We start from the raw sequence: 25697 nt of genomic DNA, 5'->3' as shown, positions 1-25697 counted from the left end.
TTGTTCGTGCAGCGAATGGACTGTAGCAAGTTACAACATTGTCAGTAGCATCCGAAGCCCGTAGAATGCAGGCAACGCGGGTGTAGTTCAATGGTAGAACGGCAGCTTCCCAAGCTTCATACGAGGGTTCGATTCCCTTCACCCGCTCCATTCAGGCATTGCGTTCAAGAGCCTTCTTGTAGGCGGCGTTATCTTGTCGTTTTCCAGCCGAGCGAGGTTATAGGTCATCGAGCGTGACCCTTACAGGCTTCTGCCGTCAGCAGGTAGCCGACCGGCTTGTTCCTGTTGAGGATGGCGACCGGCTGGTCGCCCGATGCTTCGAGTACCGCGGTAGGGTTCGCTTTCAGTTCGCTAATGCCGACTGACGAGGGGGCCAATATTGCATTCATGATGGCGCCTTTAAAGGTCTTTTAACAGCCCTTATAGTAGCCCCCCCGGCGTCCTAGCCCTTGCCCGGCGCTGCCTTCACCAGGTTGTTGCGCAGTTTGACCACGGCTTTTTGCAGCACCGGGAATTCCTCCGGCGTCAGGCCGGTGGCGCTGCGCAGGTTCATGCTGAGGGCGCTTTCGCGCAGGGCGCGTCCTTCCGCCGTCAGGCCGACGCGGACAATGCGTTCGTCGGCGCTATCGCGCGCGCGGTGGACGTAGCCCATCGCTTCCAGTTTTTTCAAAATCGGCGTCAGCGTGTTGGACTCAAGGAACAGCTTTTCGCCCAGCCCGCTCACGGTCTGGTTATCTTCTTCCCACAACGCAATGATGGCGATGTACTGGGTGTAGGTCAGGCCCAGCTTGTCCAGGATCGGCTTGTAGGCCTTGCCGAACGCCAGGTTGGCCGAATAGACCGCAAAACACAGGAAATCAGACAGCTGCGGTGTGCTTGGTTTGTTCATGATGCACCTCCTTTGGTAGATGCCCGATTATACATCGGATACGATTTAATCGAAACAGCTTGACACCGCTAAAAATGCTGGTAATATGCAACGCATGCGCTTCTATCGGATGCGATACAAATTCAACCAACAAGGAGTTTTATCATGACCAAAGTTCTCTACACCGGCAAAACCCACACCACCGGCGGCCGCGACGGCGCCACCCGCAGCAGCGACGGCCGCCTGGACGTGCAACTGTCCGCGCCCGGCAGCAGCGCGCCCGGCACCAACCCCGAGCAGCTGTTTGCCGCCGGCTGGTCGGCCTGCTTCATCGGCGCGATGGGTCTGGCCGCTGGCGCCTTGAAAGTCAAACTCCCTGGCCAAACGGCAGTGGATGCCGAAGTCGATCTGGTCAACAATGAGACTGGCTATTTCCTGCAGGCGCGCCTGAACGTGAGCTTGCCTGGCCTGGACCGTGAGACGGCGCAAGCCATCGTGGACGGCGCGCACCAGACTTGCCCGTACTCGAAACTCTCGCGCGGCAATATCGACGTCGAGATCAATCTGGTCTGAGCGGGGAGAGCGCATCATGTCCAACGATCTGCACCACGGTTCCTGCCACTGCGGCGCCGTCCAGTTTGAAGTGCGCACCGCGCTGACGCCGGCCGCACGTTGCAACTGCAGTCTGTGCCGCCGTAAAGGCGCGCTGATGTCGCCACCGTTCGCGGCCGCCGAGTTGAAGATCGTGAAGGGCGAGGATGCGCTCACCCTCTACCAGTTCAATACCCGCGTGGCCAAGCACTACTTTTGCAAGCACTGCGGGATTTATCCGTTTCACCAAACGCGCAAAGATCCGTTGCTGTGGCGCGTGAACATCGGCTGCCTTGATGGCGTCGATCCGTATGCACTCGATGCCGGCGTCAATGATGGCGCCAGCCTTTCAACCGTTATCCTGGAGGACGCGTAATGAACACCACCTATCGTCAAGTAGCCGCCGCCGTCGCACTCACCTTCGCCGCCTTGGCCGCGCCGGCGTATGCCGCCGCGCCAGCGACCTTCAACACCATCAAGCAGGTGAATGCCGGCGACCTCAATGTCGGCTATGTCGACGAAGGCCCGGCCAACGGCCCGGTGGTGATCTTGCTGCACGGCTGGCCGTATGACATCAACAGCTACGTCGATGTGGTGCCCAAGCTGACCGCGCAAGGCTATCGCGTGATCGTGCCGCACCTGCGTGGCTACGGCACCACGCGCTTCCTCGATCCGCAAGCGCCGCGCAACGGCGAACCGGCCGCGCTGGCCGCCGACGTGATCGCGCTGATGGATGCGCTGAAGATCGACAAGGCCACGCTGGCCGGCTACGACTGGGGCGCGCGCACCGCCGATATCGTCGCCGCCCTGTGGCCGCAGCGCGTGAAAGGACTGGTCTCGGTCAGCGGTTACCTGATCGGCAGCCAGGAGGCGGGGAAGCAGCCGTTGCCGCCGGAAGCGGAGCTGCAATGGTGGTATCAGTTCTACTTCGCCACGGAGCGCGGCCGCATCGGCTATGAAAAGAATCACCGCGACTTCGCCAAGTTGATCTGGAAGCTGGCGTCGCCGCAGTGGAATTTCGACGACGCCACCTATGCCCGCAGCGCGGTCTCGCTGGAGAATCCAGACCACGCGGCGGTCACGGTGTCCAACTACCGCTGGCGCCTCGGCCTGGAAGCGGGCGAAGCGAAATACGCGCAGCTGGAAGCGCAGCTGGCCAAGTTCCCGAGCATCTCGGTGCCGACCATCACGATGGAAGGCGATGCCAACGGTGCGCCGCATCCGGAACCGGCTGCATATGCGAAACGCTTCACCGGCAAGTACAAGCACCAGCTGATTACCGGCGGCGTCGGCCACAACTTGCCGCAGGAAGCGCCTGCAGCTTTTGCGCAGGCGGTGCTGGACCTGGAAAAGCTCTAACGTATCAGGGCGATCAGGATAATGATGGGCAGGGGGACGCCAAGCATCCAGAGCAGGATCGAGCGCATATTATTCTCCTCGTTTAATCATGACCCGCGCGTGATCGCGGTGACGGCCGCCAGCAATGGCGCTGATGGCGGCGATGAAGGCGCCCAGCAGCAGGGCGACGAACATCCATAGCGCCGAATGGGCTGCCGCTGCGCGGGCCTGTTCGGCGGCGGCGGTAGCCTTGGCTTTGGCTTCGGCTGCCGCCTGGGTGGCCTGGGCGTAGATCAGGTCCACGCGCTGTTCGGCGTCGGCTGGCGCCAAGCCGGTCCGCTTGGCGACCAGCTGGGCAAGATAGGCACGGTCGTCGCCGCTGATTTTTCCGGAGGCCAGGTCGGTCAGCAGGATGCGGTTGATTTCACTGCGCTGCGATTCGGTGGCGACTTCGCCATTGGGCGAGCGCAGCAGCATGTCGGCAAAGTAGGTGTTGCTGCGGCCCGTGCCTGCACCTGCGCCTGCACCTGCGCCGACAGCTGGCGCCACTGCGGTGGCAGCGTTGGCGGCTGCCGCGCCGGCGTCGATGGCGCCGCTCAATACGGCGCGCGCACCGCCTGCCATCACGGCCACGGTCATCAGCGTGGCGACGGCCCACGTCAGCAGGCCGTGCGCGGTATCACGAAAATACACTTCGTCGCCATGTACGGCGGCCCACTTCACGCGCAGGCGGCCGGCGATGTAGCCGCCGATGCCGGAAGCGGCCAGCTGCATGAAGGCGATCCACGCAATGCTGGCGACACCGAGCGGCGCGGCGTTGTACTGGTACGGCGACACGGACGACAGTCCGAGACCGACGCCCAGTATCAGCAGGATGAACGATAACGCTGCCGCAGCGGCGGCGCCGGCCACGATGGCGCCCCATGAGGTACCAGAGGTATAGCCGTCTCCATCGGGCGCGCTGGCGACGGCTATGCCGGCGTGGCTCGCTTGTAATGTTTGTGTTTGCATGATGGCTCCTTGATTGTTGGAAGCCCATCATGCGCCGCGCTGGCTGTGCGCTCTGTTCGTGCGCCCACATATGACAGCTGGGCGCAGTATTCAGGAATTCAGGCGATCTTGCGTTCGCCGCGCCGCGCCAGGTGCTCGACCATCGCGCGGTGGGTCGGCAGGTCGGCCAGCGCGCGCTGCGACATTTGCTGGATCATCGCGAACTCGTGGCGTGCTTCCTCGGTGCGCGGCAGCGTTCTGGCGTTGGCGTACAACTCGGTCGGATACTCCATCCCGTACAGCACGTACTGCCAGCTCGACGGCGGGTACATCTCGTAATCCACCACGAAGTCCATGCGCTGCGGCGCGCGCTTGCGCCACATGGCCAGCTTGTCCTGCAGCGATTGCGGCACGCTTTTCATGTCGGCGTTATCGATCCAGAACTGGTGGTCCTTGCGCTGCGTCAGGCAGTAGTGCAGCTTGACGAAATCGACGATGCGCTCGTAGCGCGCCTTCATCATCTCGTTGAATACCTTCGCCACCGGCTCGAAGTCGCCGTCGTGCGGGAACAGATAGCTGACCAGATAGGCTGCCGTTTCAATCAGGCCGATGCCCGACGATTCCAGCGGCTCCAGGAAGCCGCCCGACAAGCCCACCGCCACGCAGTTCTTCACCCAATGCTGGTCGCGGTAGCCGACGTTGAGCTTGAGCTGGCGCGGGTTCAGGCCGTCGGCCTGCTTGCCGATGTAGTTGCGCAGCACCTGCTCGGCGCGCGCGTCGTCGGTGTAGCGGCTCGAGTAGACATAGCCGACGCCGCGCCGTTCGTGCAGGCCGATGTCCCAGGTCCATCCCGCTTCGTGCGCCTGGGCGATGGTGTAGGAGGCGATCGGCGCATCCGGCCGCTCGTACGGCACCTGCATCGCCAGCGCGCGGTCGACGAACAGCACGTCGTTGATGTTGCGGAAGGAGGTGCCCAGCGCCTCGCCGATCAGCGCCGCACGGAAGCCGGTGCAGTCGATGTACAGGTCGGCCGTGAGCACGCCCGCTTCCTTGGTGTGCACCGCGCCGATAGCGCCGTCGCCGTCCAGCGCCACCCGTTCCACCGTAGCTTGCACGTGCTTCACGCCCAGCGATTGCGCATGGGTGGAGAGCAGGGCGGCGAACTTGCCGGCGTCGAAGTGGTAGGCGTAGTTGAGCGGTCCCATGAAGTCGGCGTCGCTTGGGCGCTTCGGTGCGTGCGCAGCGTCGGCCACGCGCTTTTGCATGGTGGCGGCGGCGGCAAACGCCACGTCCTTGCCGGCCGCACCCTGCAGCCAGTAGGGCAGCAGTTCCGGACCGCCGGGGCGCTGGCTCGGCAGGCTGAACGGATGGAAGTAGTGGTCCGCGCCCGGCGTGCCCGGTTCGCGCACCCAGTCGTTGAAGCGGATGCCCTGCTTGAAGGTGCCGTTGCATTCACGGATGAAGCGCGCCTCGTCGATGCCGATGGTGGCCAGCGTGCCGCGAATCGACGGGAAAGTGCCTTCGCCGACGCCGATGATGCCGATTTCCTTCGATTCCACCAGCGTGATGCTGACCGCGCCATCGGCGCCGGTGCCCAGTTGCTTGGCTAAAAAGCAGGCCGTCAGCCAGCCGGCAGTGCCGCCGCCGACGATCAGAACTTGCTTGACGCCATCTTTTGGTAACGTTTTCATGATCTTTTTGTCTCCGTAAAGCCGTATTTCGGCAGAGGGGGCAGCCGAAGATACAACGCTGCTACAATTTTTAATTTGACATTGCTTGATCAGATTATGTACCATGAAATCGATTTCACAAATAACGAAAACGTTTTCAGATAAATTGAAATCGTTTTCACACAACATGAAATCGTTTTCTAAGATAAATGGTAGCACCGCCCCTCCCCCTCGGCGATCGCTACGCAAAAGGAGACTTATGAACGTCCACGTACCGCAGTCCGGGAAGCGCTTGCTGCTGTCCCCAATCTCTATCGCCATCCTCGCCCTGGCAACCGGCGCCAATGTGGCCTACGCCCAAGCCAATACCACCGGCGCAGCCGCCGCTGAACAAGCCGCACCGGCCGACGCCGGCAAGATCACCGAGGTGTTTGTTACTGCGACCAAGCGCACGACTTCGCTGCAGAAAACCCCGGTAGCCGTGACCGCGCTGAACTCGGCCGCGCTGGATGACAACCACGTCCAGACCATTCAGGACGTCGTCAATCTGGTGCCGGGCTTCTCGGCCACCGGCCAGGGCGACCACGGCGTGATCACCATGACCCTGCGCGGCATCGGCAACGACTCGGCCAAGACCGAGTACGCCGACCCGGAAGTGGCGACCTTCGTCGACGGCATCTACTCGCCGCGTCCGGAAGGCGCGACCGCGCTGCTGTTCGACCTGGAAGCGATCGAAGTCCTGCGCGGCCCGCAAGGCACGCTGTGGGGCCGCAACTCGACCGTGGGCGCGGTCAACATGCAGACCGTCAAGCCTGAAATCGGCAGCAACGCCGGCAATTTCGAGCTGGGCTATGGCAACTACACCCGCATCGGCGCGCGCGGCGCGTTCAACATCCCGCTGAGCAACACGATGGCCATGCGCGTGTCGGTGGTGCACGAGCAGCACGACGGTTACGTCGACTACCAGGCGCCCGTCATTCCATCGCTGGCTTCGCAGCAGGCTGCCGCCGCGCCGGTGATCGCCGCCTGGAACAAGGCGCACCCGCTGAACCCGATCGCCTTCCGCCCGATCAACGAGAACAACTACATCCGCAACGGCCAGAAGTACAACGCCCAGGACCAGAGCGCGGTGCGCCTGGGCTTCCTGTGGCAGCCATCGGCCGACCTGAAGTGGAATATCTCGTACGAGCACTACGTCGATCGCGGCACCCCGAACATCAACATGCTGCAACAGCAGCGCGCAGGCCAGGAGTTCTGGTCGGCGCTGGTCGACACCGCGCCTAACGTCAACCGCGATTCGAACTCGGTGCGCAGCCGCGTCGACTACCAGATCAACAACGATGTGGCGCTGGCCTACATCGCCGGCTACTCGCGCTTCAACGGCTCCTCGACCTTCGACCAGGATGGCGGCGCCAATCCGGCCACCAGCTTCACCACCGCCGCCAGCAGCACCGGCAGCGCGGGCTACCAGGCCAACAACACCGTCTGGTCCAAGTACAAGAACTACAGCCATGAGCTGGAGATCATGTCGACCGGCAAACGCGACGTCGACTGGCTGCTGGGCCTGTACTACGCCAACGAAGACAACGGCATCCGCTTCGACATCCCGATCATGAACGGCACCGAGAACGGCACCGTGAGCTGGCAGGGTTCCTTCATCCAGCCGAAGGAAACCGTGGATTCGAAAGCGGCCTTCGGCCAGGCCACCTGGAACGTCAATGACCAGTGGCACCTGACCGGCGGCTTCCGCTACACCTCGGACAAGCGCGAAAACATCGGCGGCACCGGCAATGGCTGGAGCAACACCGACACCGTGCCGCAGGTGCCGGTGAGCCCGTCGATGAACCCGCTGGCCCCTGGCGGCAACAACGGCTTCAGCACCTACTCGTTCAACAGCGGCAGCTACAGCGGCAACAAGCTGACCGGCCTGGCGCGCGTGACCTACGACATCGACAAGAACAACATCGTGTTCGCGTCGGTATCGACCGGCTACAAGTCGGGCGGCCTGCAAGACGGCGGCCGTCCTTACGGCGCCGAGACGCTGACCAACTACGAGATCGGTTCGAAGTCGACCTTCTTCGGCGGCAAACTGCGCATGAACAACGCGGCGTACTACTCGAAGTTCAAGGACTTCCAGTTCAGCGCACCGGTGACCAACGCCGACGGCTCGCGCGGCCTGGCCACCAGCAACGCCGATGGCGCCAAAGTGTGGGGCCTGGAAACCGAGATCGCCGCCAAGATCACGCCGGATGACCGCGTGCAGCTCACCGCCGCCTACACCAACGCCAAGCTGAAACACCTGATCGGTGGCTCCAACGACTACAACCTGCCAGCTTGCACGGTGCCGGGCATCACCAATCCTTGCCTGGACGTGAGTGGCAACACCATGCCGCACTCGCCATCGTTCAGCGCGCAGCTGCAGTACCAGCACAGCTTCGCGCTGGCCGATGGCACGCTGATCCCGCGCATCAGCACCCACTACGAAACCGCCAGCTGGCTGAGCGTGTTCAACCTGGGTGAGCCGGATCGCCAGAAGGCTTACAACCGTACCGACCTGGGTCTGCGTTACGACGCCAACTCGAAATGGTACTTCGACGCCTTCGTCCGCAACGTCGAAGACGGCAAGATCAAGACCAGCGCCATGAACGCCAACGGTCCGTGGCAAGCGCAGTACCTGCCGCCACGTACCTTCGGCATCAACGTGGGCCGCTCGTTCTAAGCAAAGAGTTTTTCATGTAGTCCAGTGTTGTCTGTGGTCTTAAACCCCTCGCGCCTTCCCCGGGTCGAGGGGTTTTTTTTATGCGATACTGGCGGCGTGTGTTTCTCCCCTGAGGTTTGCATGCCGTTCCTGAGTACCGTCCTCGCAGCGGCCACGCTGGCCTGCGTGGAGCCGCCGCCCGATCCCGCCAACACCTACGATGCGCCGCACACTTATGCGAAGCTGGCGCGCGACTATCCGCAGATCCAGATCGCCGGCGCCGCGCTGCCGGACGGCGTGCGCAAAGTCGCCGATCAGGTCTATGCGCAGCATGGCGCGCGCTGTCTGAAGCTGGACGCCTGGCTGCCGGCGGGCGAGCGTTTGCCTGCGGTGATCCTGGTGCATGGCGGCGGCTGGAAGTCCGGCTACCGCTCGGAGTTCGCGCCGATGGCGGTGCGGCTGGCGCAGCAGGGCTTTGCGGCGCTGGCCATCAGCTATCGCTTGTCCGGCGAGGCGCGCTACCCGGCGGCGGTGCAGGACGTGCAGGACGCGGTGCGCTGGGTGCGCGCGCATGCCGACGAGCTGCACATCGATCCGCAGCGCATTGCGCTGGCCGGCGGTTCGGCCGGCGGCCAGCTGGCCAGCCTGGCCGGCGTGACGCTGCCGGGCGGCGAGGGCGTGCAAGCCATCATCAACATCGACGGCCTGTCCGACTTCACCAGCGAGCTGGCGCTCAGGTACGAGGACGATCCGAATAAAAATCCCTCGTCGGCCGGCGCCTGGTTCGGCGGCCGCTATGCCGAGAAGGGCGCGCTGTGGCGCCAGGCCTCGCCGATCCAGTACGTTCGTCCCGGCATGCCGCCCATGCTGTTCATCGGCAGCGCGCAGCCGCGCTTCGCGGCCGGACGCGAGGATATGATGGCGCGCATGGCGCAAGCGGGGGTGGCCAGCGAAAAGGTGCTGCTGCCGGAGACGCCGCATTCCTTCTGGCTGTTCGATCCGTGGCTGCAGCCGACCGTCGACGCCAGCGTGGCTTTTCTACGCCGGCAGTTGCGCTAGCTCGTGCTAGTATTGGTTCCACTATGCGTGTAACGATCTCTTTGGTGCTGGCGGTGGCCCTCGGCGCAAGCGCGCCGCAGGACAGCCATGCGGCGCAGCGGGTGGCGGTCGGCACCACGTTCAGCCATTTGTTCGAGCAGGGCGAGGACGGCCGCTGGCATGGGCTGGGCGTGGACGTGCTGCGCGCCCTGGCCGCGCGCGCCGGCGACAGCATCGAATTCAGGCTGTATCCGTGGCCGCGCGCGCAGGCGATGGTGGAGCGGGCGCAGGCCGATATCCTGGTCGGGCCGTACCGATCGCCAGAACGCCTGAAGCGCTTCGCCTTCCTCGACCATCCGTTCTACCGCGACCGCATGGTGTTTTACGCGCGCCGCGATACGGAGCCGGTGTGGCAAGGCGAGCTGGCCGCGCTGCGCAAGTACAAGATCGCCGCCGTGCGCGGCTGGCATTACGGCGCGCGGTTCGAGCAGGCGCGCCCGCAGCTCGATATCAGCGAAGTGTCGCAGCTGGAAAACGGTATGCAGATGCTGGCCGTCGGCCGCGTCGACCTGCTGGCCACCAACGAGCGCAACACCATCGGTTTGATCGACACCCTGCGCTTGCGCGCATCGCTGGCGGTGCTGTGCCCCGATATCACGCAGCTGGATGGCTATCTGGCCTTTCCGCTCGACGCCAGATTCAAAGCTGTGCGCGACCGCTACAACGCGCTGTTCACCGAGATGGTGCGTTCGGGCGAACTGGCGCGGCTGGGCGCTCGCCACGGTGTGCTGGTGCCGCAGAATGACGGCGCACCCCAGCAGTCCTCAACATGCAGCGATAAACACAGGCCTTGACCATGAAGAAGTTTTGTTTGAGCTTATCCTTACTGGCGGCCGCCAGCGCGACCGCCACTGCGCCGGCGCTGGCGCAGCAGGGCGCCAAGTTCGCGCCGATCCCGGTGACGTCGATCTTCCGCCCGGTGCAGCTCAACGGTACGGCCGACGACGCGCTGGCCAGCGGCCGGCTGGTGCAGGGCGTGTATCCGCCGGCTGCGCATGCGAGCAAGCGCTGGCGCATCGCCTTCCTGTTCCCGCACCTGAAGGACCCGTACTGGGGCGGCTGCGCCTATGGCGTCATCAGCGAGGCCAAGCGGCTCGGCGTGGCGGCCGATATTCTGCCGGCCACCGGCTACGACGACCTGCAGGGCCAGTTGCAGAGAATGGACGAGGCCATCGCCGCCAAGTACGACGCCATCGTGATTTCACCGATCAGCCTGACGGCCAACAATCCCTCCATCGTGCGCGCGCGCGCGGCCGGCATTCCGGTGCTGGAACTGGCCAACGACAGCCGCAGCGAAGAACTCAATCTCAAGGTCACCACCTCGCTGCGCGGCATGGGCGTGGAGGCCACGCGCTGGGCGATCCGCGACGCCCAGCAGCGCGGCCTGAAGTCGATCAACATTGCCTTGCTGCCGGGGCCGCTGGGCGCCGGCTGGGTGAAAGGGGAGGTGGACGGCACCCGCATCGCCGCGCAGGAAGCGCCGATCGAAGTGAACATCCTCGATATCCGCTACGGCGACAGCGAGCGCGGCTTGCAATCGCAGCTGGCCGGCAGCATCCTGGCCAAGCATGGCAAGCGGCTCGATTACATCCTCGGCTGCACCGGCTGCGCGCCGGCGGTGCTGGGGCCGCTAAAGGCGGCCGGGCTGGCCGACAAGGTCCGCGTGGTGGCTTACGACCTGACCAGCGAGATCGCGCACCTGGTGCGCACCAGGGAGATTTATGCCGCCGCCGACACCAAGGGCGTGAGCCAGGCGCGGGTAGCGATCAACGCCGCCGTCAACCTGCTGGAAGGGCGCAGCAAGGAGCAGCCGCATACCATCCTGATCAAGCTGGGCATGCTGGACCAGCAGAACCTGTCCAGCTATCCTTTTGATACCTCGATCGCGCCCGAGGGCTACAAGGTGGTGTTGTCGCACGACCCGGCCAAGGACTGAGCCTACCGTACGCCGCTGCGCGCGCTCTTGCGCTACCCTAGCGCCTGCAATGCAAAGATGAGGAGGTCGTCATGGTTCCGGATCAGGAGCGGCGCCAGCGCGCGCCGCAAACGTCGGACACTGCCGGTTGGCACTCGTACGATTTCATCGTGCGGCAGGCGCTGCAAGTCCAGCGTGATATCGGCACGCCCGGCGCGGTGGAGCTGTTACAGAACATGGGGCTCAAGCCGCAAGTGATCGCCCGCGTGCTCGGTCCCGAGCGCCGCGTGCGCGAGGAAGACTTGCGCTCCCTCGCTGGCGGCGCCTGACCAGCTTACAGGCAGGCTTTGAGTTCGTTCACATAGCGCTCGCTGACGGCCAATTGCGCGCCGCAGGCCAGCGCCAGTTCGTAGCGGCCATCGCCGATCACCGACAAGCGCCGGATCTGCGTGCGCCGCACGATGGCGGTGCGGTGCACGCGCAGGAACTCATCGGGCCGCAGCAGTTGTTCCAGCCGGCTTAAGGGAACGCGGTGCAATACCGCGCGAGCGGCCAGGTGCAACTCGACGTAGTTGCCGGCCGATTGCAGCCACAGTATGTCTTCCACCTTGATTTGTTCGATAGATCCGATCGAACGCACGCTGAGCGCATCGGCGTAGCGGTCATGGGGGGCGTCGGCGTAGTTGCGCAGGGCGTTGCGGTAGCCGTCCTGCTGGCGGTAGGCGAGCATCGCCACCGCGCGTTCCAGCGCCTGCGCCAGCCGCCGGTCGTCGATGGGCTTGAGCAGGTAGTCCAGCGCGTGGACTTCAAACGCATCGAGCGCGTGACTGTCGTAGGCGGTGACGAAGATGATCAACGGCGGCACCGCCCGCCGGCTGAGCTCGCGCGCCAGTGCCAGCCCGCTCTCCTGCGGCATCTGGATATCGAGGAAGATGACGTCAGCCTGTGTCTGCGCCAGGGCGCTGCGCGCGGCCGCCGCGCTGTCGCATTCGGCCAGCAGGCGCCAGCCGGGATGCGCGGCCAGCGCCAGGCGCAGGTTGGCGCGGCCGGGCGCCTCGTCGTCGACGATCAGGTAGTCGATCAATCGCATGGCAGCGCAACCTCGGCGTAGAAACGGTCGCCGCGCCGTTCGGCGCGCAGCGTGGCGGCGGGATTGAACAGGGCCAGTCGTTCGCGCGTGTTCTTCAGTCCGAGCCCGGTGCCGGGATTGGCCGGCGCGTGCGCATTGACCGGATTGGAGACGGTGAGCAGCAACAGATCCGCCTGGCGGGCGATCTGCACGCGGATATCGCTGCGCTCCTGATGGCAATCGAGATCGTGGCGCAGCGCGTTCTCGATCAGCGGCTGCAACAGCAGCGGCGGGCAGGGGATGTCGTGCAGTTGCGGCTCGTCGCCGTCGACCTGGATCTGCAGGCGCTCGCCGTAGCGCAGGCGTTGCAGGCCGGTGTAGTCGCGGACGAACTGCAGTTCCTCGCCCAGGCTCACGGCGTCGCGCAGGCTGGCCGACAGCGCATAGCGCAGCAAGTCGCTCAAGCGGCTGATGCCCTGCAGCGAAACCGCCTTGTCGCCCTCGCGCACCAGGGCGCTGATGGCGTTGAGGGCGTTGAAGATGAAGTGCGGCTCCAGCTGCGCGCGCAAGGCCAGCATGCGCTGCTGCTCAAGCGCCAGCTCGCGCGCCCGCGCCAGCCGCCAGTTGCCGATAGCGACGATGATGGCAAACGTGGCGCCGGTCACGAACCAACTGAAGCGCCGCATCCGCAGGCGCGCCTGATACACGCTTTGCAGACTGAAGGCGTCGCCGCTGCGCACCCAGTCGAGGTACAGCCATTGCAATGGCTGGAACAGCACCATCACCACGATGAACCAGGCCACCACGTTGCGGCGCGAGGAAAACAGCGCCGGCCAGCGCAGCAGCGCCAGGCACAGGCTGGAACTGAGCACCATCATCGGCACGTAGTCGATGCACCACTGCTGCCACAGGCGCAGATAGCCGGTAGCGGTGGCCGCGCCGTAAGCACCAACAGCGCTGATCGCAATCCACGCCAGCACGTTCAGTACCAGCATCTTGAGCGCGGCGAGGACAGGGGAAGTATTCATCGGCAGCGAGTATAGCAAAGGCATGCAGGGCTGCTGCGGCGCGCCGTCACGCCGAACCGGGGCTTCGTCCCTTGTTGGATGCGGGCGCCGCGCGGCGTTGGCAGAATCGCCATTCCCCTCACTCGGAAAGGAATGCGATGACTCCCCGGATCCACGGCCTGGACACCTTGCGCGCCACCGCGATTGCGCTGGTTTTGATGTACCACTACGGCGTGGTGGCCGGCGGCAGCGACTTCGGCGCGGTCGGCCGCATCGGCTGGGCCGGCGTGGACTTGTTCTTTGTGCTCAGCGGCTACCTGATCGGCAACCAGTTGTTGTCGCAGCCGGCGCCGCTGGCCACGTTCTTTGGCCGCCGCCTGCTGCGCACACTGCCCAATTACACGGTGGTGCTGGCGGCGTATTTTCTGTTCCCGGCGGTGCTGGGCGGCAGCGCCACCGCGCCGCTGTGGCGCTTCCTGACCTTCACGCAGAATTTCGGCCTGCAATACGGGCAGACCTTCACGCATTCATGGTCGCTGTGTATCGAGGAGCAGTTCTACCTGCTGCTGCCGCTGGCCATCCTGCTGTTGCGCGGTCCGCGCGCGCTGTGGGCCGTGATCGTGCTGGCGGTGGCCGGCGCCGTCACGTTCCGCGCGCTGGCGTGGGGCGATGGACGGACGCCGTTCTCGCAAGAGCTGTACTACGCCACTTTCGCGCGCTTCGACGAACTGCTGCCCGGCGTCGCCATCGCCATGCTGAAGAACTTCCACCGGCCGCTGTACGAACGCATTCTGCGGCACGGCAACCTGCTGCTGGCGGCAGGACTGGCGCTGGCCATCTGGCTGCTGATGCGCTTTGAGGACGAGTCCTTCTTTATCACCGCGTTCGGCTTTACGTTGCTGGCGGTGGCGTTCAGCCTGTTGCTGCTGGCGGCCTTGAGCGGCACCTCGCTGCTGGCGCGGGTGCGGGTGCCGGGGGCGGAGAGCCTGGCACTGTGGTCTTACGCGATCTATCTCGCGCACAAGCCGTTGTACAAGGTGGTGTCGGAAGGGATGGGAATCGACAAGCATGGCGCGCCGGGAATCGCGCTGGTCATGCTTGCCGGAGTGGCCGGCGGATGGCTGCTGTACCAGGTGGTCGAGCAGCCATTCATGCGCCGGCGGGCGGCGTGGTTTCCGCTTATTCCTTATGGTGGAACGGCGCGAACCACGTGACCAGGAACGATGGAATGGTGGCCGCCATCACCAGCCAGAAGTAGTGCACATAGCCCAGCAACTGCTGCAGGTGGCCGCTGACCACGCCGGTCACCATCATGCACAGACCCATCAGGCCGGTGCCGAAGGCGTAGTGGGTGGTGGTGTATTTGCCCGGCGCCAGCTGCTGCATCAGGTAGATCATGAAGCCCACCGAGCCGAAGCCGAAGAAGAACTTCTCGACCGCCACGCCGGCGCAGATCACGATCAGGTTGTCTGGCTGGTAGATCGACATCAGCAGGAACGTCACGTTCGGGATGTTGACCGCGCAGCACAGCGTGAACAGGGTTTTCTGCAGGCCGCGACGCGCCACGAAGATGCCGCCCAGCAGGGAACCCAGCAGCACGGCGATCAGGCCGTAGGTGCCGTAGATCAGGCCCAGCATCTCGTTCGACAAACCGAGGCCGCCTTGCGCCACCGGATCGACCATGAAGAACGGGCCGATTTTTTCCAGCAGGCCGATACTGAGGCGGAACACGAAGGCGAAGCCCACCATCAGCCACACGTCGCGCTTCTGGAAGAAGGTGACGAAGGAATCCTTGAGGATGAAGACCGCTTCGTTGACCGACTTCGGCGCGTTCTCGGCCTTGGCGCCGTCCGGCATCACGCGCATATGCCACAGCGCGGTCAGGATGGTGATGCCGGCCACGATGAAGAAGATGATGCGCCACGAATCGATCCACTCCGGGCCAAAGGTGCCGGCCTGGTGCTTGAAGTAGTGGGTGTGCAGCCAGCCGCTCAGGTACACCATGCCGCCCGAGGCGACGATGGGGCCGATGTTCCAGCTCAGGCTCTGGATGCCGCAGAACAGCGATTGCGTCTTGGTGTCGAGCGCGGTGACGTACACGCCGTCGGAGGCGATGTCCTGGGTTGCGCCGACCAGCGACAGCACGCCGAACAGGAATACCATGATCACCATGTAATCGGGCAGCGACATGGCCAGCGCCACGGCGGCAAAGCCGGCGCCGACGATCAGCTGCGCGGCCAGCACGAAGAATTTCTTGGTGCGGTACATTTCGACGAACGGTGCGAACAGCGGCTTGATGGTGTACGCCAGGATCAGGTAGCTCGCGTATTGCGCGGCCTGGCCGTTGTCCATGCCGAGGTTTTTGAACATGATGGAGGTCACGCTGGTGAGCATCATGTAGGTCAGCGCCATCGCGAAGTAGCCGCTCGGCACCCACAGCATCGGCGTGCCGCGCGCGAACATGGCGCGGAACAGGGAAGGCGGCGTGGCGCCCGGAGACGGTTGGTCCGGCAGCTCTTGCTGCACTTTTTGCGCGGTGGTCATGTTGTCGTCCTCGTTATTCTCGGTCGGAGTGTAGCACCAGCTCTGCGGCCGGCTTCAACGGGCGCCGCCAACCCGAGGGCTGGCGGCGGTACTGCTGTTGCGTTGCTCAGGCTGCGTGCGCAGTCTTTTGCGGACGCTGTTGGATCAGGTAGTCACGGTACCACAGGGCGCTGTGCTTCAAGGTGCGCTTCTGGGTCGCGTAGTCGACGTGGACGATGCCGAAGCGCTTGGCGTAGCCCGAGTTCCATTCAAAGTTGTCCAGCAGCGACCACAGGAAGTAACCCTGGATGTTCACGCCTTGCAGGCGGGCGTCGTTCAGGGCCTTCAGGTGGCGCTGCACGAAATCGATACGGGCGCTGTCCGGGATCTCGCCGTTGACGATGGTGTCCGGATTGGCCATGCCGTTTTCGGTGATGTAGATCGGCGGCAGTTCGTAGGCGGCGTTCAGCTTGAGCAGCAGTTCGGTCAGGCCGTCCGGGTAGATTTCCCAACCCATGTCGGTCTTGCCCAGCTTGCACTCCGGCTGGCGCGGCGGGGTTTCGGTCGAGCAGAAGGCGCGGAAGTAGTAGTTCACGCCGAGGAAGTCGATCTTCTGATGCGCGGCTTCCAGGTCGCCGGGCTGCACGTCTGGCGCGTTGTCACCGTGGACCTTGAGCGCGTACTCCGGGTACTTGCCCTTGAAGATAGGATCCATGAACCATTCGACCGAGCGCGAATATTCGAATTCGGCGGCGGCCTTGTCGGCTTCGCTGTCGGTGGCCGGGTCGGCGGTCCACTGGTTCAGCACGATGCCGAGCTGGGCCGAGCTGCCGACCTTGCGCATGGCGCTCATCGCCAGGCCGTGCGACAGCACCAGGTGGTGCGACACTTGAATCGACTGTTTCAGGTCGGCCACGCCCGGCGCGAACTGCGCGTTGCCGTAGCCGAGGTTGGCCGTGCACCACGGCTCATTGTGCGTTGCAATCGTTTTCACGCGGTTGCCGAAGCGGCGCGCCACCTCCGCCGCGTACTCGGCGAAGTGGTAGGCGGTGTCGCGGTTCAGCCAGCCGCCTTCATCCTGCAGGCCTTGTGGCAGGTCCCAGTGGTACAGGGTGATGTGGGCGGCGATGCCCTTGGCTTCCAGTTCCTTCAGCAGGCGGTCGTAGAAGTCCCAGCCGGCTTCGTTCCAGGCGCCTTTGCCTTGCGGCTGCACGCGCGACCAGGCCATCGAGAAGCGGTAGGCGTCCACGCCCAGGCTGGCCATGATGGCCACGTCTTCCGGGTAGCGGTTGTAGTGGTCGCAGGCGACGTCGCCGTTGGTGCCGTCGATGACTTTGCCGGGCGTGTGGCTGAAGGTGTCCCAGATCGACGGGCCTTTGCCGTCGGCGGTGGCGCCGCCTTCAATCTGGAATGCACTGGTGGCGACGCCCCAGGTGAACGAAGGTGGGAATTGCGTGAAATCGGTCATTTTTTAATAAGTTTGTCAGGATCGTTGGGAGGGCATTGCTACGTTTGAAAACGATTTCACGCCTCAGGTGACGATTAGACCTCAACTGCCTGCGAGTGTCAATCGATTTGGAAAAACAAGGGGTTAAGCCTGATATAATGCCGCCTCAAATAAATTAACGCCGATTGCCAACATGTCTTCCGATACGCCTAAAGACGCCCCAGCGCGGGGCATGCTGTACGACCCGACCGAACACCGCATCCGCAGCTTCGTGACCCGTGCCGGCCGCCTGTCGACCGCGCAGGCGCGTTCGCTGGAAGAGCTGGGACCGAAGTTCCTGATCCAGTATCAGAAAGCGCCGCTCGACTACGAGCAGGCGTTTGGCCGCAAGGCGCCGGTGGTGCTGGAAATCGGCTTCGGCATGGGCGGCACCACCGCGCACATCGCCGGCGTGATGCCGGAGAAGGACTTCATCGGCGTGGAAGTGCATACGCCGGGCGTGGGCAGTCTGCTCAAGCTGATCGGCGAACAGGGCCTGACCAACCTGAAGGCGATCCAGCACGATGCAGTCGAAGTGCTGAACTTCATGATCCCGGATGGTTCGCTGCACGGCGTGCACGTGTACTTCCCGGATCCGTGGCACAAGGCCCGTCACAACAAGCGCCGTCTGATTCAGGCGCCGTTTGTGAAGCAGCTGGTGCAGAAGCTGGAAGTGGGCGGCTATCTCCACCTGGCGACCGACTGGGAAGACTACGCGGTGCAGATGCTGGAAGTGCTGAGCGCTGAAGAAGGCTTGCAGAATACCGCCGCCGGCTACGCGCCGCAGCCGGCGTATCGTCCGCTGACCAAGTTTGAAAACCGCGGCCTGAAGCTGGGCCACGGCGTGTGGGATCTGGTGTTCACCAAGAAGTAATCATTTGATCAGCGCCTGATTCAGGCGCTGCATCGTCTCATCCGGCGTCGCTTTGGTGCACCACAGGCGGCGCTCGTCGTAGATTTTTTCCGATAGTTTGCCCCTGCTGTCGCGGCCCGGCAGGTCCGCCCAGCCGAGCATGCAGGCGGGCGCCTGGTTCGCTTGCAGGATAATCAGTTGCTGCTTGGCCGGCGTGCTGCGCAGCCGGTAGGGAATGCGCGCAGCATCGAGCGCGTTGGTCAGCTTGTCGATGGCCGGGCCTTGCGGCACGCCGTACTGGCTGTAGTGATATGGCGGACGCTCGTTGTAGTGAATGAGCAGTGGCGTCTCGGCTGCTGCTGCGCCGCTGACGAGCATTGCGGCGATCAGCATCTTCATTTTTCCAGCGGCTCCACGTCCAGCACCACCACGTATTGCAGGCGCTTGCCTTCCCACAGCGCGCCGCCGCGTACTTGCGCGTCGGTGGTGCTAGGCTGGCCGGCGGCTTCCTTCTTGCGCAGCAGTTCGCGGAACTTGATGGATGCTTTCTGCGACAGGTAGCCCACCATGCGGCCTTCGATAAACACCGCCACCGCCTCGTTCTCATAGGCGTTGTGATCGTCCGGAACCAGCGTCGCCAGATACTGCGCGGCGGCCGCACGCTCGCCATGTTCTCCTGCCAGCGCTTTGAGCGTCGGCTGGTAGCGCGACTCCGTCATCACCTCCACCATGAAACGCCCGCCATCGTTCCAGTGCAGCGCAGGCGCGGCATCCGGCAGCTTGGGCTCATACGGTACGCCGCTCGGCAGTGGCAGTGGCTGCGGCTTGTTCGGATTGGTCTTGATAATCGCGTACACCACGGCCGCCGTGGCGAGGATGATCAACAGGGAAATGGCGAAGGTCATGGCGCGTCTGTTTTATGCAAAGGCCGATATCTTACCGCATGCCTTTCGACTGATAGACGATTTTCCCGCCCACCACCGTCTGCAGCACCTTGATGTTGGCAATGTCCTCGGCCGGAATCGTGAAGAAGTTACGGTCTAATACAATGAAGTCCGCCAGCTTGCCCACTTCCAGCGAACCGGTTTGCGTCTCCTGCCGCAGCGTGTAGGCCGCGTTGAGCGTGATGGCGCGCAGCGCGGCAGCACGCGGCAAACCCGGTTGCGCAGTCAGCGTGCCGGCGTACTCCTTGCCCGCATCCGGCGCAGCAGTGCGGGTGATGCCGACCTTCAGCGCGAACCATTCATCCAAAGGATCTACCGGCCAATCGCTGCCATAGGCGATGCGCGCGCCGGCGTTAAGCAGCAGCGCTTGCGGCTCCACCAGCGCATAACGCTGCGGCCCCATGAAATCCTTCAGCGCGCCCACCGTGTCCGGCGCCGGCTTGGCCCACTGGAACGACAGTACCGGCGTCACATCCAGCTGCGCAAAGCGCGGATAGTCTTCGGGCGCGACGATTTCATCATGCGCCAACGCCGGCCGCACGCGCTTGCCCTCCGGCGTTTTGCGCAAGTCGGCAATCGCGTCCAGCGATTCGCGCACCGCGCGGTCGCCGTCGACGTGGATGTGCGGGTCGATATGTGCATGCGCCAGCTCCTTCAGCGTCGCGCGCAAGGACTCCGCCGAGAAGTAGCTGGCCGGCCCGTTGTGCGGGCCGGGCTGCCAGTCCGGCTTCTCCGGCGTGCCTTTGTTGACGAGGTACGGATCAATCATCGCGCCGGTGAAGGCCGGTGCGGAAATCACGCCATCCATAAACAGCTTGGCGTGGCGCACCTGCATCGACGGCGCCACCTTGGTCGGGCCTTGATCGAACTGCTTCTGCTGCTTGAGCAGCTCGGCCACCGCGCTTTGCGGCGTCGCGCCTTTATCGAGATCGATCAGCACCGCGAAGTGTGCGCGCGCCGTCAGCTTGCCCTGCTTGTGCAGATCGGCGAAGGCGGTCATGGTCTCCGGATCGGTGTAGGCGTCGAGGAAGGTAGTGATGCCTTGCTGGCGCATTGCCGCCAACGCCGCCTTGGAGGCGGCGAGATTCTCGGCCACCGTCAGCGGTGGCAGCAGATTCATGGCCAAATCTTGAGCGGCGTCTTCCAGCAGGCCGGTGGCGTTGCCCTTGTCGTCGCGGGTAATCACGCCGCCGGGCGGATTGGGCGTGTCGCGCTCAATCTTCGCCAGCTTGATGCCCTTGGAGTTCAGCAGCGCCGAGTGGCCGAACGACGAGCGCACGATGATCGGGCGCGAGGTCTTGAGCGCATCCAGCATGGCGGCGGTGGTTTCCACGCCATCCGGCAGCATCCCTTGCTGGAACCAGTTGACCACGATCAGCCAGCGCTCCGGCCCGGATTTCTTATCGTTGTCGATGCAGGCCTGAATGCGCGACTGGAACTGAGCCACTGTCAGCGATTCGTAATTCAGACTGCAGTTGAGCAGGCGGCTGCCGCCCGATTGCGGATGCATGTGGGCATCGACCAGGCCGGGCATCAGCATGCGGCCCTGCAGGTCGATCACCTCGGTCTTCTTGCCGGTGAGGGCTTGCGCGCCGGCGTTATCGCCGACATAGACAATGCGGCCAGCGCGCACGGCCAGCGCCTGCTGCACGCTATCCTTCGCGTCCACCGTGTAGACATAGCCGTTGCGGTAGACCGTGTCGGCCGGCTTGTCTGCGGCGTATGCGTTGGTTGCGATCAGTGCGGCGAGAAGGCCGGTGCGTATCATGCAATCTCCAGTTCTATGCGGCTCCCATCAGTTTGGCGCGTAGGGACGGCGGTAAGAATGCCAGCAGATTCCCCGCCAGAACCAGCGCCAGCCCGCACAGGGCCAGCGGCGTCCAATGGTAGCCTTCGTAAATAGTCGAAATAGTTAGCGCGACGATGGGGAATAATACCGTGGAATAGGCCGCGCGGTCAGGGCCGATGCGGCCGACCAGCATCAGGTAGGCGGTAAAGCCGACCACTGAACCGGGAATGGCCAGATACAGCAGCGCGCCGAGATAGCGCGGCGACTCGTCCAGCGTGAACGGCATGCCCAGCGCCAGCGCCGCCACGCCCAGCGTGGTGGAGCCGATCAGCATGGCCCAGGTGTTGGTCAGCCACGGCGTCAGGCCGAGCGACTGCATGCGGCTGGACAGCAGATTCCCGCACGAGAAGCACAGCGTACCGCCGAGCGTGAGCGCGAGGCCGAGCAGGGTGTGGCTGTCATGCCAGTGGCCGGCCATCTGCGGCGCGAACAGCAGCACGATGCCGGCGAGGCCGAGCAGCGCCCCGGCCATCACCTGCGGCTTGATCGGTCGGCCGAGGAAGATACGGCCATTGATCGCGTTCCACAGCGGCGCGGTGGAAAATACCACCGCTTCGAGGCCGCTGGTGACCCACTGGCTGGCGTAGTAGAAGCACAGGAAGTTCAGGCAAAACAGCGCAATCCCCTGCGCGAACAGATAAGGCCAGGCCTGGCGCGGCGGCCACCATTGGCGGCGCGTGAGCAGCAGGCCGGCCAGCAGCACGGCGGCGGCGATCCAGAAGCGATAGGCGATCGACACCGGGGCCGGCACCACGCCCAGTTGGAACGTGATGGCGATCCATGTGGTGCCCCAGATGAGCACCGTGAGAAGGTAGAGGAAAGTATTCATGCCGCCAGCATGCCGTCCGCGCGACGCGGCGACTTGTCTGAAATTGCGCATATCGGCTTGAGGACGGTCCCGCGTCCGGCACGTGGCGGGGCACCGTGCTAGACTTTATCCATGTCCTCCCGCGCCAACAACCTGCCTGCCACCTTGCTGTCCGCCTTGCCGGACGGGCAATTGTCGCATTCCGTCTTCAAGACCATGTCCGAGACCGATGCGCAGCTGGAGCGCTTTGCGTGGCTGGGTGACGAATTGGCGCTGGCGATCTGGCGGCGCGACACGCCGGTGGCGGAAACCAGCTACAACCAGCCGGGCCACCACACACTGTCCTACTATCTGGACGGCGGCCATCGCACCGAGCGCACCGAACTCCCCGGCCTGTATGGTGCGCCGAAGCGGCTGTGCACCTTGCCGGACTGGCATGAATCGTCATGGACCGTGCGCGGCGAAATGCACTTCCTGCACATCTACTTCCTGCCCGAGCACTTCACGCGGCGCGCGGTGGTGGAACTGGACCGCGAGCCGCGCGAGCTGACGCTGGCCGACCGTACCTACTTCGAGCACGAACGCATCGGCCACCTGTGCGCGGCGCTGGCCGACATGCCGTGGGACGGCGCGGACGCCCAACTGCGCGCCAACGAAGTCACGCACGAAACACTGAGCCACCTGTTGCTGGCGCAATCGGCGCCGCTACACCAGGCGCGCGTGCGCGGCGGTCTGGCGCCGGTGGTGCGGCGCCGCTTGGCCGACTACATCGAAGCGCATCTTGGGCAGGACATCACACTGGGCATGCTGGCGCAGCTTGCGTGCCTGTCCGAATACCATCTGGTGCGCATGTTCAAAGTCTCGTTCGGCATGCCGCCCTCCGCATGGATCGCCGCGCGCCGCATCGAGCACGCGCGCGTGCTGCTGAAAACCACGGATCAACCGCTGCAACAAATCGCCGACGCCTGCGGCTACGCGGACCTGAGCCACTTCAGTCACCGCTTCCGCGCCGCCCTCGGCGCCCCACCCAGCCGCTACCGCAGCATCGTGCTGGCCTAGTCTTCCATCTCGCTGATCAGGCTGACGATTTCGTCGCCGTAGGACGTGAGCTTTTTCTCGCCGACGCCGGAGATGCCGCGCAGGTCGTCCAAAGCCGTCGGGCGGGCTTTGGCGATTTCGCGCAGGGTGGCGTCGTTGAAGATGATGTAGGCGGCGACGTTGTGTTCGCGCGCCGTACCCATGCGCCACGAGCGCAGGCGGTCGAAGATTTTTTGCTCTTGCGCCGACAGGTCGCTTTCCACGTAACCCTTGGCCGCGCGGCTCGGTTTCTGCTTGACCGGTTTCTGGTACTGGCGCAGCTGCACTTTCTGCCCACCTTTGAGCACCGGCCGCGCGGCGTCGGTCAGCTTCAATGAGCTGAATTGTTCGTGATCGACCGTCAGCAGGCCAAGCGCGATCACCTGGCGCAGGATGGCGCGCCATTCCTGCTCGCTGCGGTCGGCGCCGATGCCGAACACCGACAGCGAATCGTGGTGCCAGGTTTTAATCCGGTCCGTCTCCTGCCCGCGCAGCACGTCGATCACGTGGCCGGCCGCGAAGCGCTGGTCGACCCGGTACACGGTCGACAGCAGTTTCTGCACCGGCACCGTGCCGTCGAAGGACACCGGTGGAATCAGGCAGGTATCGCAATTGCCGCAAGGGCCGGCCTGTTCGCCGAAGTAGTCGAGCAGGCGCACGCGCCGGCAGCTCAGGGTTTCGCAAAGACCCAGCATCGCATCGAGCTTGTTGCCCAGCACGCGCTTGAAGGTTTCGTCAGCCTCGGATTCGTCGATCATCCGGCGCTGCAGCACCACGTCCTGCAAGCCGTAGGCCATCCACGCGCTGGAAGGTTCGCCGTCGCGGCCTGCGCGTCCGGTCTCCTGGTAGTAGCCTTCGATACTTTTCGGCAGATCCAGGTGGCAGACGAAGCGCACGTTCGGCTTGTCGATGCCCATGCCGAAGGCAATGGTGGCGCACATGACGATGTTTTCTTCGCGCAGGAACTTGGCCTGATTCGCAGCACGCACGGTGTGCTCCATGCCGGCGTGGTAGGCCAGCGCGCGCACGCCGTTCTCGTTCAGGAACTCCGCCGTCTCCTCTACCTTCTTGCGCGACAGGCAGTAGACGATGCCGCAATCGCCGCCATGCTCGGTGGTGATGAAGTCCAGCAGCTGCTTGCGGCCATTGGCTTTCTCGACGATCTGGTAGCGGATGTTCGGGCGGTCGAACGAGGACACGAATTGCGCCGCATCCTCCAGCTGCAGGCGGTGCACGATTTCGGCGCGCGTTTGCGGATCGGCGGTCGCTGTCAGCGCGATGCGCGGCACGTTGGGGAACTGCTCGTGCAGCACCGACAGCTTGATGTACTCGGGCCGGAAGTCATGCCCCCACTGCGACACGCAGTGCGCCTCGTCGATCGCAAACAGCGAGATGTTCGAACTCTGGAACAGGTTCAGGCAGCGATCCGTCATCAAGCGCTCTGGCGCGACGTAGACCAGGTCGATCTCGCCGGTGCGCACCAGCCGTTCGATGCGGCTCGCTTCTTCGTACGACTGGGTGGAGTTCAGGAAGGCAGCGCGCACGCCGACTTCTTCCAGCGCATCGACCTGATCCTGCATCAGCGCGATCAGCGGCGACACCACCACGCCGACGCCGTCGCGCAGCAGGGCCGGGATCTGGTAGCACAGCGACTTGCCGCCGCCGGTGGGCATCAGGACCAGCGCATCGCCGCCTCCAGCCACGTGGCTGACAATCTCCCCTTGCTGGCCGCGGAAGGCTGGATAGCCGAACACGGTTTGCAGCAAGTGGAGGGCGCGTTCGTTGTTGTCCTGATGATTCATGTTACTGCTACTGCTTTACAAAAAATGGTTAGTCGGCCCAGAGAATAACGCCAGTGTAACCGGTCACCAGCACCAACAGGCCAAACGCGATGCGATACCACGCAAAAACCGTGAAAGTATGGGAGGCGACATAGCGCAGCAACCAGCGCACGCAGAAGAATGCCGAGATAAACGCCGACACGGTGCCGATGGTGAACATCGGCAGGTCCGACGCTTCCAGCAGGTGGCGCGCCTTGAACAGCGAGTAGGCGGAGGCGACCAGCAGGGTGGGAATGCCCAGCAGGAAGGAAAACTCGGTCGCGGCCTGGCGCGAAAAGCCGAACATCATGCCGCCGATGATGGTGGAGCCCGAGCGGCTGGTGCCTGGAATTAGCGCGAAGGCCTGGGCGATGCCCATTTTTAAGGCATCCAGCGGCGTCATGTCATCGACCGAGTGCACGCGCACCGAGACCGGATTGGCGGCCACGTGGCGCTCGACGATCAGGATGATGAAGCCGCCGACGATCAGCGCCAGGGCCACCGGGACCGGCTTGAACAGGTGCTCTTTCAGGAAATTGCCCAGCACCAGGCCGAGGATGGCCAGCGGCAGGAAGGCGATGGCGATATTCAGCGCGAAGCGTTGCTGCTTGCGGTCGGTGGTCAGCCCGGTGGTGACTTTGGCGATACGGGCGCGGTATTCCCAGCAGACGGCGAAGATGGCCCCGGCCTGGATCACGATCTCGAAGACATTGATTTTTTCTTCCATGCCCTGGAAGCTCAGCAGGTGCTCGGTGAGAATCAGGTGGCCGGTGGAGGAGATAGGCAGGAACTCGGTCAAACCTTCAACCAGGCCCATGATCAGGGCCTTCAGCGCGAGAACAATATCCATGAATTCAGTAATTTACGTGCAGTTGGGAAATATACGGGACGGCAGGGAGGCTACCGGGTCGAAGCTTACCACGGCAAAGTTAATCTTTTATGAATCTCGCTCAACTGTAATGAGGGGAGGGGCTGGGTATCTAAAATCCGTTCTTCGTCTAAATCGGTCTAAACGAGGCAAACTCGGACTCTTTGAGTCTAAGAATGCCAAGCGCGAGTCTAAAACAGTCCAGGAAATCGGCCTCAAAGTCTA

At 63.9% G+C, this 25697-nt stretch carries 25 protein-coding genes and 1 tRNA gene; 12 read left to right on the top strand and 14 right to left on the bottom strand.

The features are described from left to right. The first annotated feature begins 76 nt into the window (after positions 1-76). Positions 77-150 (top strand) — tRNA-Gly (locus BMZ70_RS17340). A gap of 74 nt (positions 151-224) precedes the next feature. On the opposite strand, the gene BMZ70_RS17335 is transcribed toward BMZ70_RS17340, so the two are convergent. Both BMZ70_RS17335 and BMZ70_RS17330 read right to left on the bottom strand, forming a co-directional pair. Beyond that, on the bottom strand, positions 225-389 hold the full coding sequence (locus BMZ70_RS17335) for a type II toxin-antitoxin system prevent-host-death family antitoxin (protein WP_092276962.1): 165 nt from the start codon (positions 387-389) through the stop codon (positions 225-227). 53 nt (positions 390-442) lie between these two features. Continuing rightward, positions 443-889, bottom strand: coding sequence for a MarR family winged helix-turn-helix transcriptional regulator (locus tag BMZ70_RS17330; RefSeq protein ID WP_092276959.1), 447 nt, complete (start codon positions 887-889; stop codon positions 443-445). Positions 890-1033: 144 nt separating this feature from the next. On the opposite strand from BMZ70_RS17330, the gene BMZ70_RS17325 reads away from it, so the two are divergent. From BMZ70_RS17325 to BMZ70_RS17315, 3 genes are read left to right on the top strand one after another with little or no spacing between them, the layout of a single operon-like run. After that, positions 1034-1441, top strand: a complete 408-nt coding sequence (locus BMZ70_RS17325) for an organic hydroperoxide resistance protein (protein WP_092276956.1) — start codon at positions 1034-1036, stop codon at positions 1439-1441. Positions 1442-1457: 16 nt separating this feature from the next. Then, entirely contained in the window at positions 1458-1835 is a 378-nt protein-coding gene (locus tag BMZ70_RS17320) for a GFA family protein (protein WP_092276953.1), read from the top strand. Then, the gene (locus BMZ70_RS17315; RefSeq protein ID WP_092276950.1) at positions 1835-2818 is read left to right on the top strand and encodes an alpha/beta fold hydrolase; all 984 of its coding nucleotides are present in this window, start codon (positions 1835-1837) and stop codon (positions 2816-2818) included. Before BMZ70_RS17320 ends, BMZ70_RS17315 begins: the two co-directional genes overlap by 1 nt. A 69-nt stretch (positions 2819-2887) precedes the next feature. Here the strand turns inward: BMZ70_RS17315 and BMZ70_RS28385 are convergent, their stop codons facing one another. Together BMZ70_RS28385 and BMZ70_RS17305 are read right to left on the bottom strand one after the other, a co-directional pair. Continuing rightward, positions 2888-3808 (bottom strand): hypothetical protein, encoded by a 921-nt coding sequence (locus BMZ70_RS28385; RefSeq protein ID WP_165403449.1) that lies wholly within the window; start codon positions 3806-3808, stop codon positions 2888-2890. A 98-nt stretch (positions 3809-3906) separates the two neighbouring features. Then, positions 3907-5478, bottom strand: a complete 1572-nt coding sequence (locus BMZ70_RS17305) for a tryptophan halogenase family protein (protein WP_092276947.1) — start codon at positions 5476-5478, stop codon at positions 3907-3909. 238 nt (positions 5479-5716) lie between these two features. On the opposite strand from BMZ70_RS17305, the gene BMZ70_RS17300 reads away from it, so the two are divergent. From BMZ70_RS17300 to BMZ70_RS17280, 5 genes are all read left to right on the top strand, one after another. Continuing rightward, positions 5717-8176 (top strand): TonB-dependent receptor, encoded by a 2460-nt coding sequence (locus tag BMZ70_RS17300; RefSeq protein ID WP_092276944.1) that lies wholly within the window; start codon positions 5717-5719, stop codon positions 8174-8176. Between the two features lie 120 nt (positions 8177-8296). Continuing rightward, the gene (locus tag BMZ70_RS17295) at positions 8297-9214 is read left to right on the top strand and encodes an alpha/beta hydrolase (protein WP_092276941.1); all 918 of its coding nucleotides are present in this window, start codon (positions 8297-8299) and stop codon (positions 9212-9214) included. 23 nt (positions 9215-9237) lie between these two features. Then, positions 9238-10047, top strand: coding sequence for a substrate-binding periplasmic protein (locus BMZ70_RS17290; protein WP_092276938.1), 810 nt, complete (start codon positions 9238-9240; stop codon positions 10045-10047). A 17-nt stretch (positions 10048-10064) separates the two neighbouring features. Further along, entirely contained in the window at positions 10065-11189 is a 1125-nt protein-coding gene (gene torT, locus BMZ70_RS17285; protein WP_229205437.1) for a TMAO reductase system periplasmic protein TorT, read from the top strand. Positions 11190-11260: 71 nt separating this feature from the next. Continuing rightward, positions 11261-11497: a hypothetical protein gene (locus BMZ70_RS17280; protein WP_092276932.1), complete on the top strand. Its 237-nt coding sequence runs from the start codon at positions 11261-11263 to the stop codon at positions 11495-11497. 5 nt (positions 11498-11502) lie between these two features. On the opposite strand, the gene BMZ70_RS17275 is transcribed toward BMZ70_RS17280, so the two are convergent. Further along, positions 11503-12258 (bottom strand): LytR/AlgR family response regulator transcription factor, encoded by a 756-nt coding sequence (locus BMZ70_RS17275; protein ID WP_092276929.1) that lies wholly within the window; start codon positions 12256-12258, stop codon positions 11503-11505. Further along, the gene (locus tag BMZ70_RS17270; protein WP_229205436.1) at positions 12249-13289 is read right to left on the bottom strand and encodes a sensor histidine kinase; all 1041 of its coding nucleotides are present in this window, start codon (positions 13287-13289) and stop codon (positions 12249-12251) included. Before BMZ70_RS17270 ends, BMZ70_RS17275 begins: the two co-directional genes overlap by 10 nt. Positions 13290-13402: 113 nt before the next feature. Between BMZ70_RS17270 and BMZ70_RS17265 the strand changes: the two genes are divergently transcribed. Continuing rightward, the gene (locus tag BMZ70_RS17265; protein WP_092276923.1) at positions 13403-14458 is read left to right on the top strand and encodes an acyltransferase family protein; all 1056 of its coding nucleotides are present in this window, start codon (positions 13403-13405) and stop codon (positions 14456-14458) included. Here the strand turns inward: BMZ70_RS17265 and BMZ70_RS17260 are convergent. After that, complete coding sequence (locus BMZ70_RS17260) at positions 14424-15707, bottom strand: MFS transporter (protein ID WP_092277938.1); 1284 nt, start codon at positions 15705-15707, stop codon at positions 14424-14426. The genes BMZ70_RS17265 and BMZ70_RS17260 overlap by 35 nt on opposite strands. Positions 15708-15894: 187 nt before the next feature. Continuing rightward, complete coding sequence (locus tag BMZ70_RS17255) at positions 15895-17235, bottom strand: GH1 family beta-glucosidase (protein ID WP_092276920.1); 1341 nt, start codon at positions 17233-17235, stop codon at positions 15895-15897. Between the two features lie 211 nt (positions 17236-17446). Here BMZ70_RS17255 and trmB point away from each other — a divergent pair, with 211 nt between their 5' ends. Next, a complete protein-coding gene (gene trmB / locus BMZ70_RS17250; protein ID WP_092276917.1) occupies positions 17447-18127 on the top strand; it encodes a tRNA (guanosine(46)-N7)-methyltransferase TrmB in 681 nt (226 codons plus the stop codon). Here trmB and BMZ70_RS17245 read toward each other — a convergent pair whose 3' ends face one another. From BMZ70_RS17245 to BMZ70_RS17230, 4 genes are read right to left on the bottom strand one after another with little or no spacing between them, the layout of a single operon-like run. Next, a complete protein-coding gene (locus BMZ70_RS17245) occupies positions 18128-18499 on the bottom strand; it encodes a hypothetical protein (RefSeq protein WP_130300738.1) in 372 nt (123 codons plus the stop codon). Between the two features lie 2 nt (positions 18500-18501). Further along, positions 18502-19011, bottom strand: coding sequence for a hypothetical protein (locus BMZ70_RS17240; protein ID WP_092276912.1), 510 nt, complete (start codon positions 19009-19011; stop codon positions 18502-18504). Positions 19012-19042: 31 nt separating this feature from the next. Next, entirely contained in the window at positions 19043-20818 is a 1776-nt protein-coding gene (locus BMZ70_RS17235; protein ID WP_092276909.1) for an amidohydrolase, read from the bottom strand. A gap of 13 nt (positions 20819-20831) precedes the next feature. After that, complete coding sequence (locus BMZ70_RS17230) at positions 20832-21728, bottom strand: DMT family transporter (protein ID WP_092277936.1); 897 nt, start codon at positions 21726-21728, stop codon at positions 20832-20834. Positions 21729-21839: 111 nt separating this feature from the next. On the opposite strand from BMZ70_RS17230, the gene BMZ70_RS17225 reads away from it, so the two are divergent. After that, the gene (locus BMZ70_RS17225) at positions 21840-22766 is read left to right on the top strand and encodes a helix-turn-helix domain-containing protein (protein WP_092276906.1); all 927 of its coding nucleotides are present in this window, start codon (positions 21840-21842) and stop codon (positions 22764-22766) included. On the opposite strand, the gene recQ is transcribed toward BMZ70_RS17225, so the two are convergent. Continuing rightward, positions 22763-24586: a DNA helicase RecQ gene (recQ, locus tag BMZ70_RS17220; RefSeq protein WP_092276902.1), complete on the bottom strand. Its 1824-nt coding sequence runs from the start codon at positions 24584-24586 to the stop codon at positions 22763-22765. The genes BMZ70_RS17225 and recQ overlap by 4 nt on opposite strands. A gap of 28 nt (positions 24587-24614) precedes the next feature. Then, positions 24615-25454 (bottom strand): undecaprenyl-diphosphate phosphatase, encoded by an 840-nt coding sequence (locus tag BMZ70_RS17215; protein WP_092276899.1) that lies wholly within the window; start codon positions 25452-25454, stop codon positions 24615-24617. Between the last annotated feature and the right edge of the window lie 243 nt (positions 25455-25697).

This window comes from Duganella sp. CF402 (assembly GCF_900109645.1).
In the GTDB taxonomy this organism is placed as follows: domain Bacteria; phylum Pseudomonadota; class Gammaproteobacteria; order Burkholderiales; family Burkholderiaceae_D; genus Rugamonas.
Note: the sequence above shows the minus strand (reverse complement) of the source record. Positions and strands in the feature narration are given on the sequence as shown.

Coding starts and splice junctions, on each gene's coding strand:
- BMZ70_RS17335 (WP_092276962.1), bottom strand. CDS start 389: ATGAATGCAATATTGGCCCCCTCGTCAGTCGGCATTAGCGAACTGAAA.
- BMZ70_RS17330 (WP_092276959.1), bottom strand. CDS start 889: ATGAACAAACCAAGCACACCGCAGCTGTCTGATTTCCTGTGTTTTGCG.
- BMZ70_RS17325 (WP_092276956.1), top strand. CDS start 1,034: ATGACCAAAGTTCTCTACACCGGCAAAACCCACACCACCGGCGGCCGC.
- BMZ70_RS17320 (WP_092276953.1), top strand. CDS start 1,458: ATGTCCAACGATCTGCACCACGGTTCCTGCCACTGCGGCGCCGTCCAG.
- BMZ70_RS17315 (WP_092276950.1), top strand. CDS start 1,835: ATGAACACCACCTATCGTCAAGTAGCCGCCGCCGTCGCACTCACCTTC.
- BMZ70_RS28385 (WP_165403449.1), bottom strand. CDS start 3,808: ATGCAAACACAAACATTACAAGCGAGCCACGCCGGCATAGCCGTCGCC.
- BMZ70_RS17305 (WP_092276947.1), bottom strand. CDS start 5,478: ATGAAAACGTTACCAAAAGATGGCGTCAAGCAAGTTCTGATCGTCGGC.
- BMZ70_RS17300 (WP_092276944.1), top strand. CDS start 5,717: ATGAACGTCCACGTACCGCAGTCCGGGAAGCGCTTGCTGCTGTCCCCA.
- BMZ70_RS17295 (WP_092276941.1), top strand. CDS start 8,297: ATGCCGTTCCTGAGTACCGTCCTCGCAGCGGCCACGCTGGCCTGCGTG.
- BMZ70_RS17290 (WP_092276938.1), top strand. CDS start 9,238: ATGCGTGTAACGATCTCTTTGGTGCTGGCGGTGGCCCTCGGCGCAAGC.
- BMZ70_RS17280 (WP_092276932.1), top strand. CDS start 11,261: ATGGTTCCGGATCAGGAGCGGCGCCAGCGCGCGCCGCAAACGTCGGAC.
- BMZ70_RS17275 (WP_092276929.1), bottom strand. CDS start 12,258: ATGCGATTGATCGACTACCTGATCGTCGACGACGAGGCGCCCGGCCGC.
- BMZ70_RS17270 (WP_229205436.1), bottom strand. CDS start 13,289: ATGCCTTTGCTATACTCGCTGCCGATGAATACTTCCCCTGTCCTCGCC.
- BMZ70_RS17265 (WP_092276923.1), top strand. CDS start 13,403: ATGACTCCCCGGATCCACGGCCTGGACACCTTGCGCGCCACCGCGATT.
- BMZ70_RS17260 (WP_092277938.1), bottom strand. CDS start 15,707: ATGTTCGCGCGCGGCACGCCGATGCTGTGGGTGCCGAGCGGCTACTTC.
- BMZ70_RS17255 (WP_092276920.1), bottom strand. CDS start 17,235: ATGACCGATTTCACGCAATTCCCACCTTCGTTCACCTGGGGCGTCGCC.
- trmB (WP_092276917.1), top strand. CDS start 17,447: ATGCTGTACGACCCGACCGAACACCGCATCCGCAGCTTCGTGACCCGT.
- BMZ70_RS17245 (WP_130300738.1), bottom strand. CDS start 18,499: ATGCTGATCGCCGCAATGCTCGTCAGCGGCGCAGCAGCAGCCGAGACG.
- BMZ70_RS17240 (WP_092276912.1), bottom strand. CDS start 19,011: ATGACCTTCGCCATTTCCCTGTTGATCATCCTCGCCACGGCGGCCGTG.
- BMZ70_RS17235 (WP_092276909.1), bottom strand. CDS start 20,818: ATGATACGCACCGGCCTTCTCGCCGCACTGATCGCAACCAACGCATAC.
- BMZ70_RS17230 (WP_092277936.1), bottom strand. CDS start 21,728: ATGAATACTTTCCTCTACCTTCTCACGGTGCTCATCTGGGGCACCACA.
- BMZ70_RS17225 (WP_092276906.1), top strand. CDS start 21,840: ATGTCCTCCCGCGCCAACAACCTGCCTGCCACCTTGCTGTCCGCCTTG.
- recQ (WP_092276902.1), bottom strand. CDS start 24,586: ATGAATCATCAGGACAACAACGAACGCGCCCTCCACTTGCTGCAAACC.
- BMZ70_RS17215 (WP_092276899.1), bottom strand. CDS start 25,454: ATGGATATTGTTCTCGCGCTGAAGGCCCTGATCATGGGCCTGGTTGAA.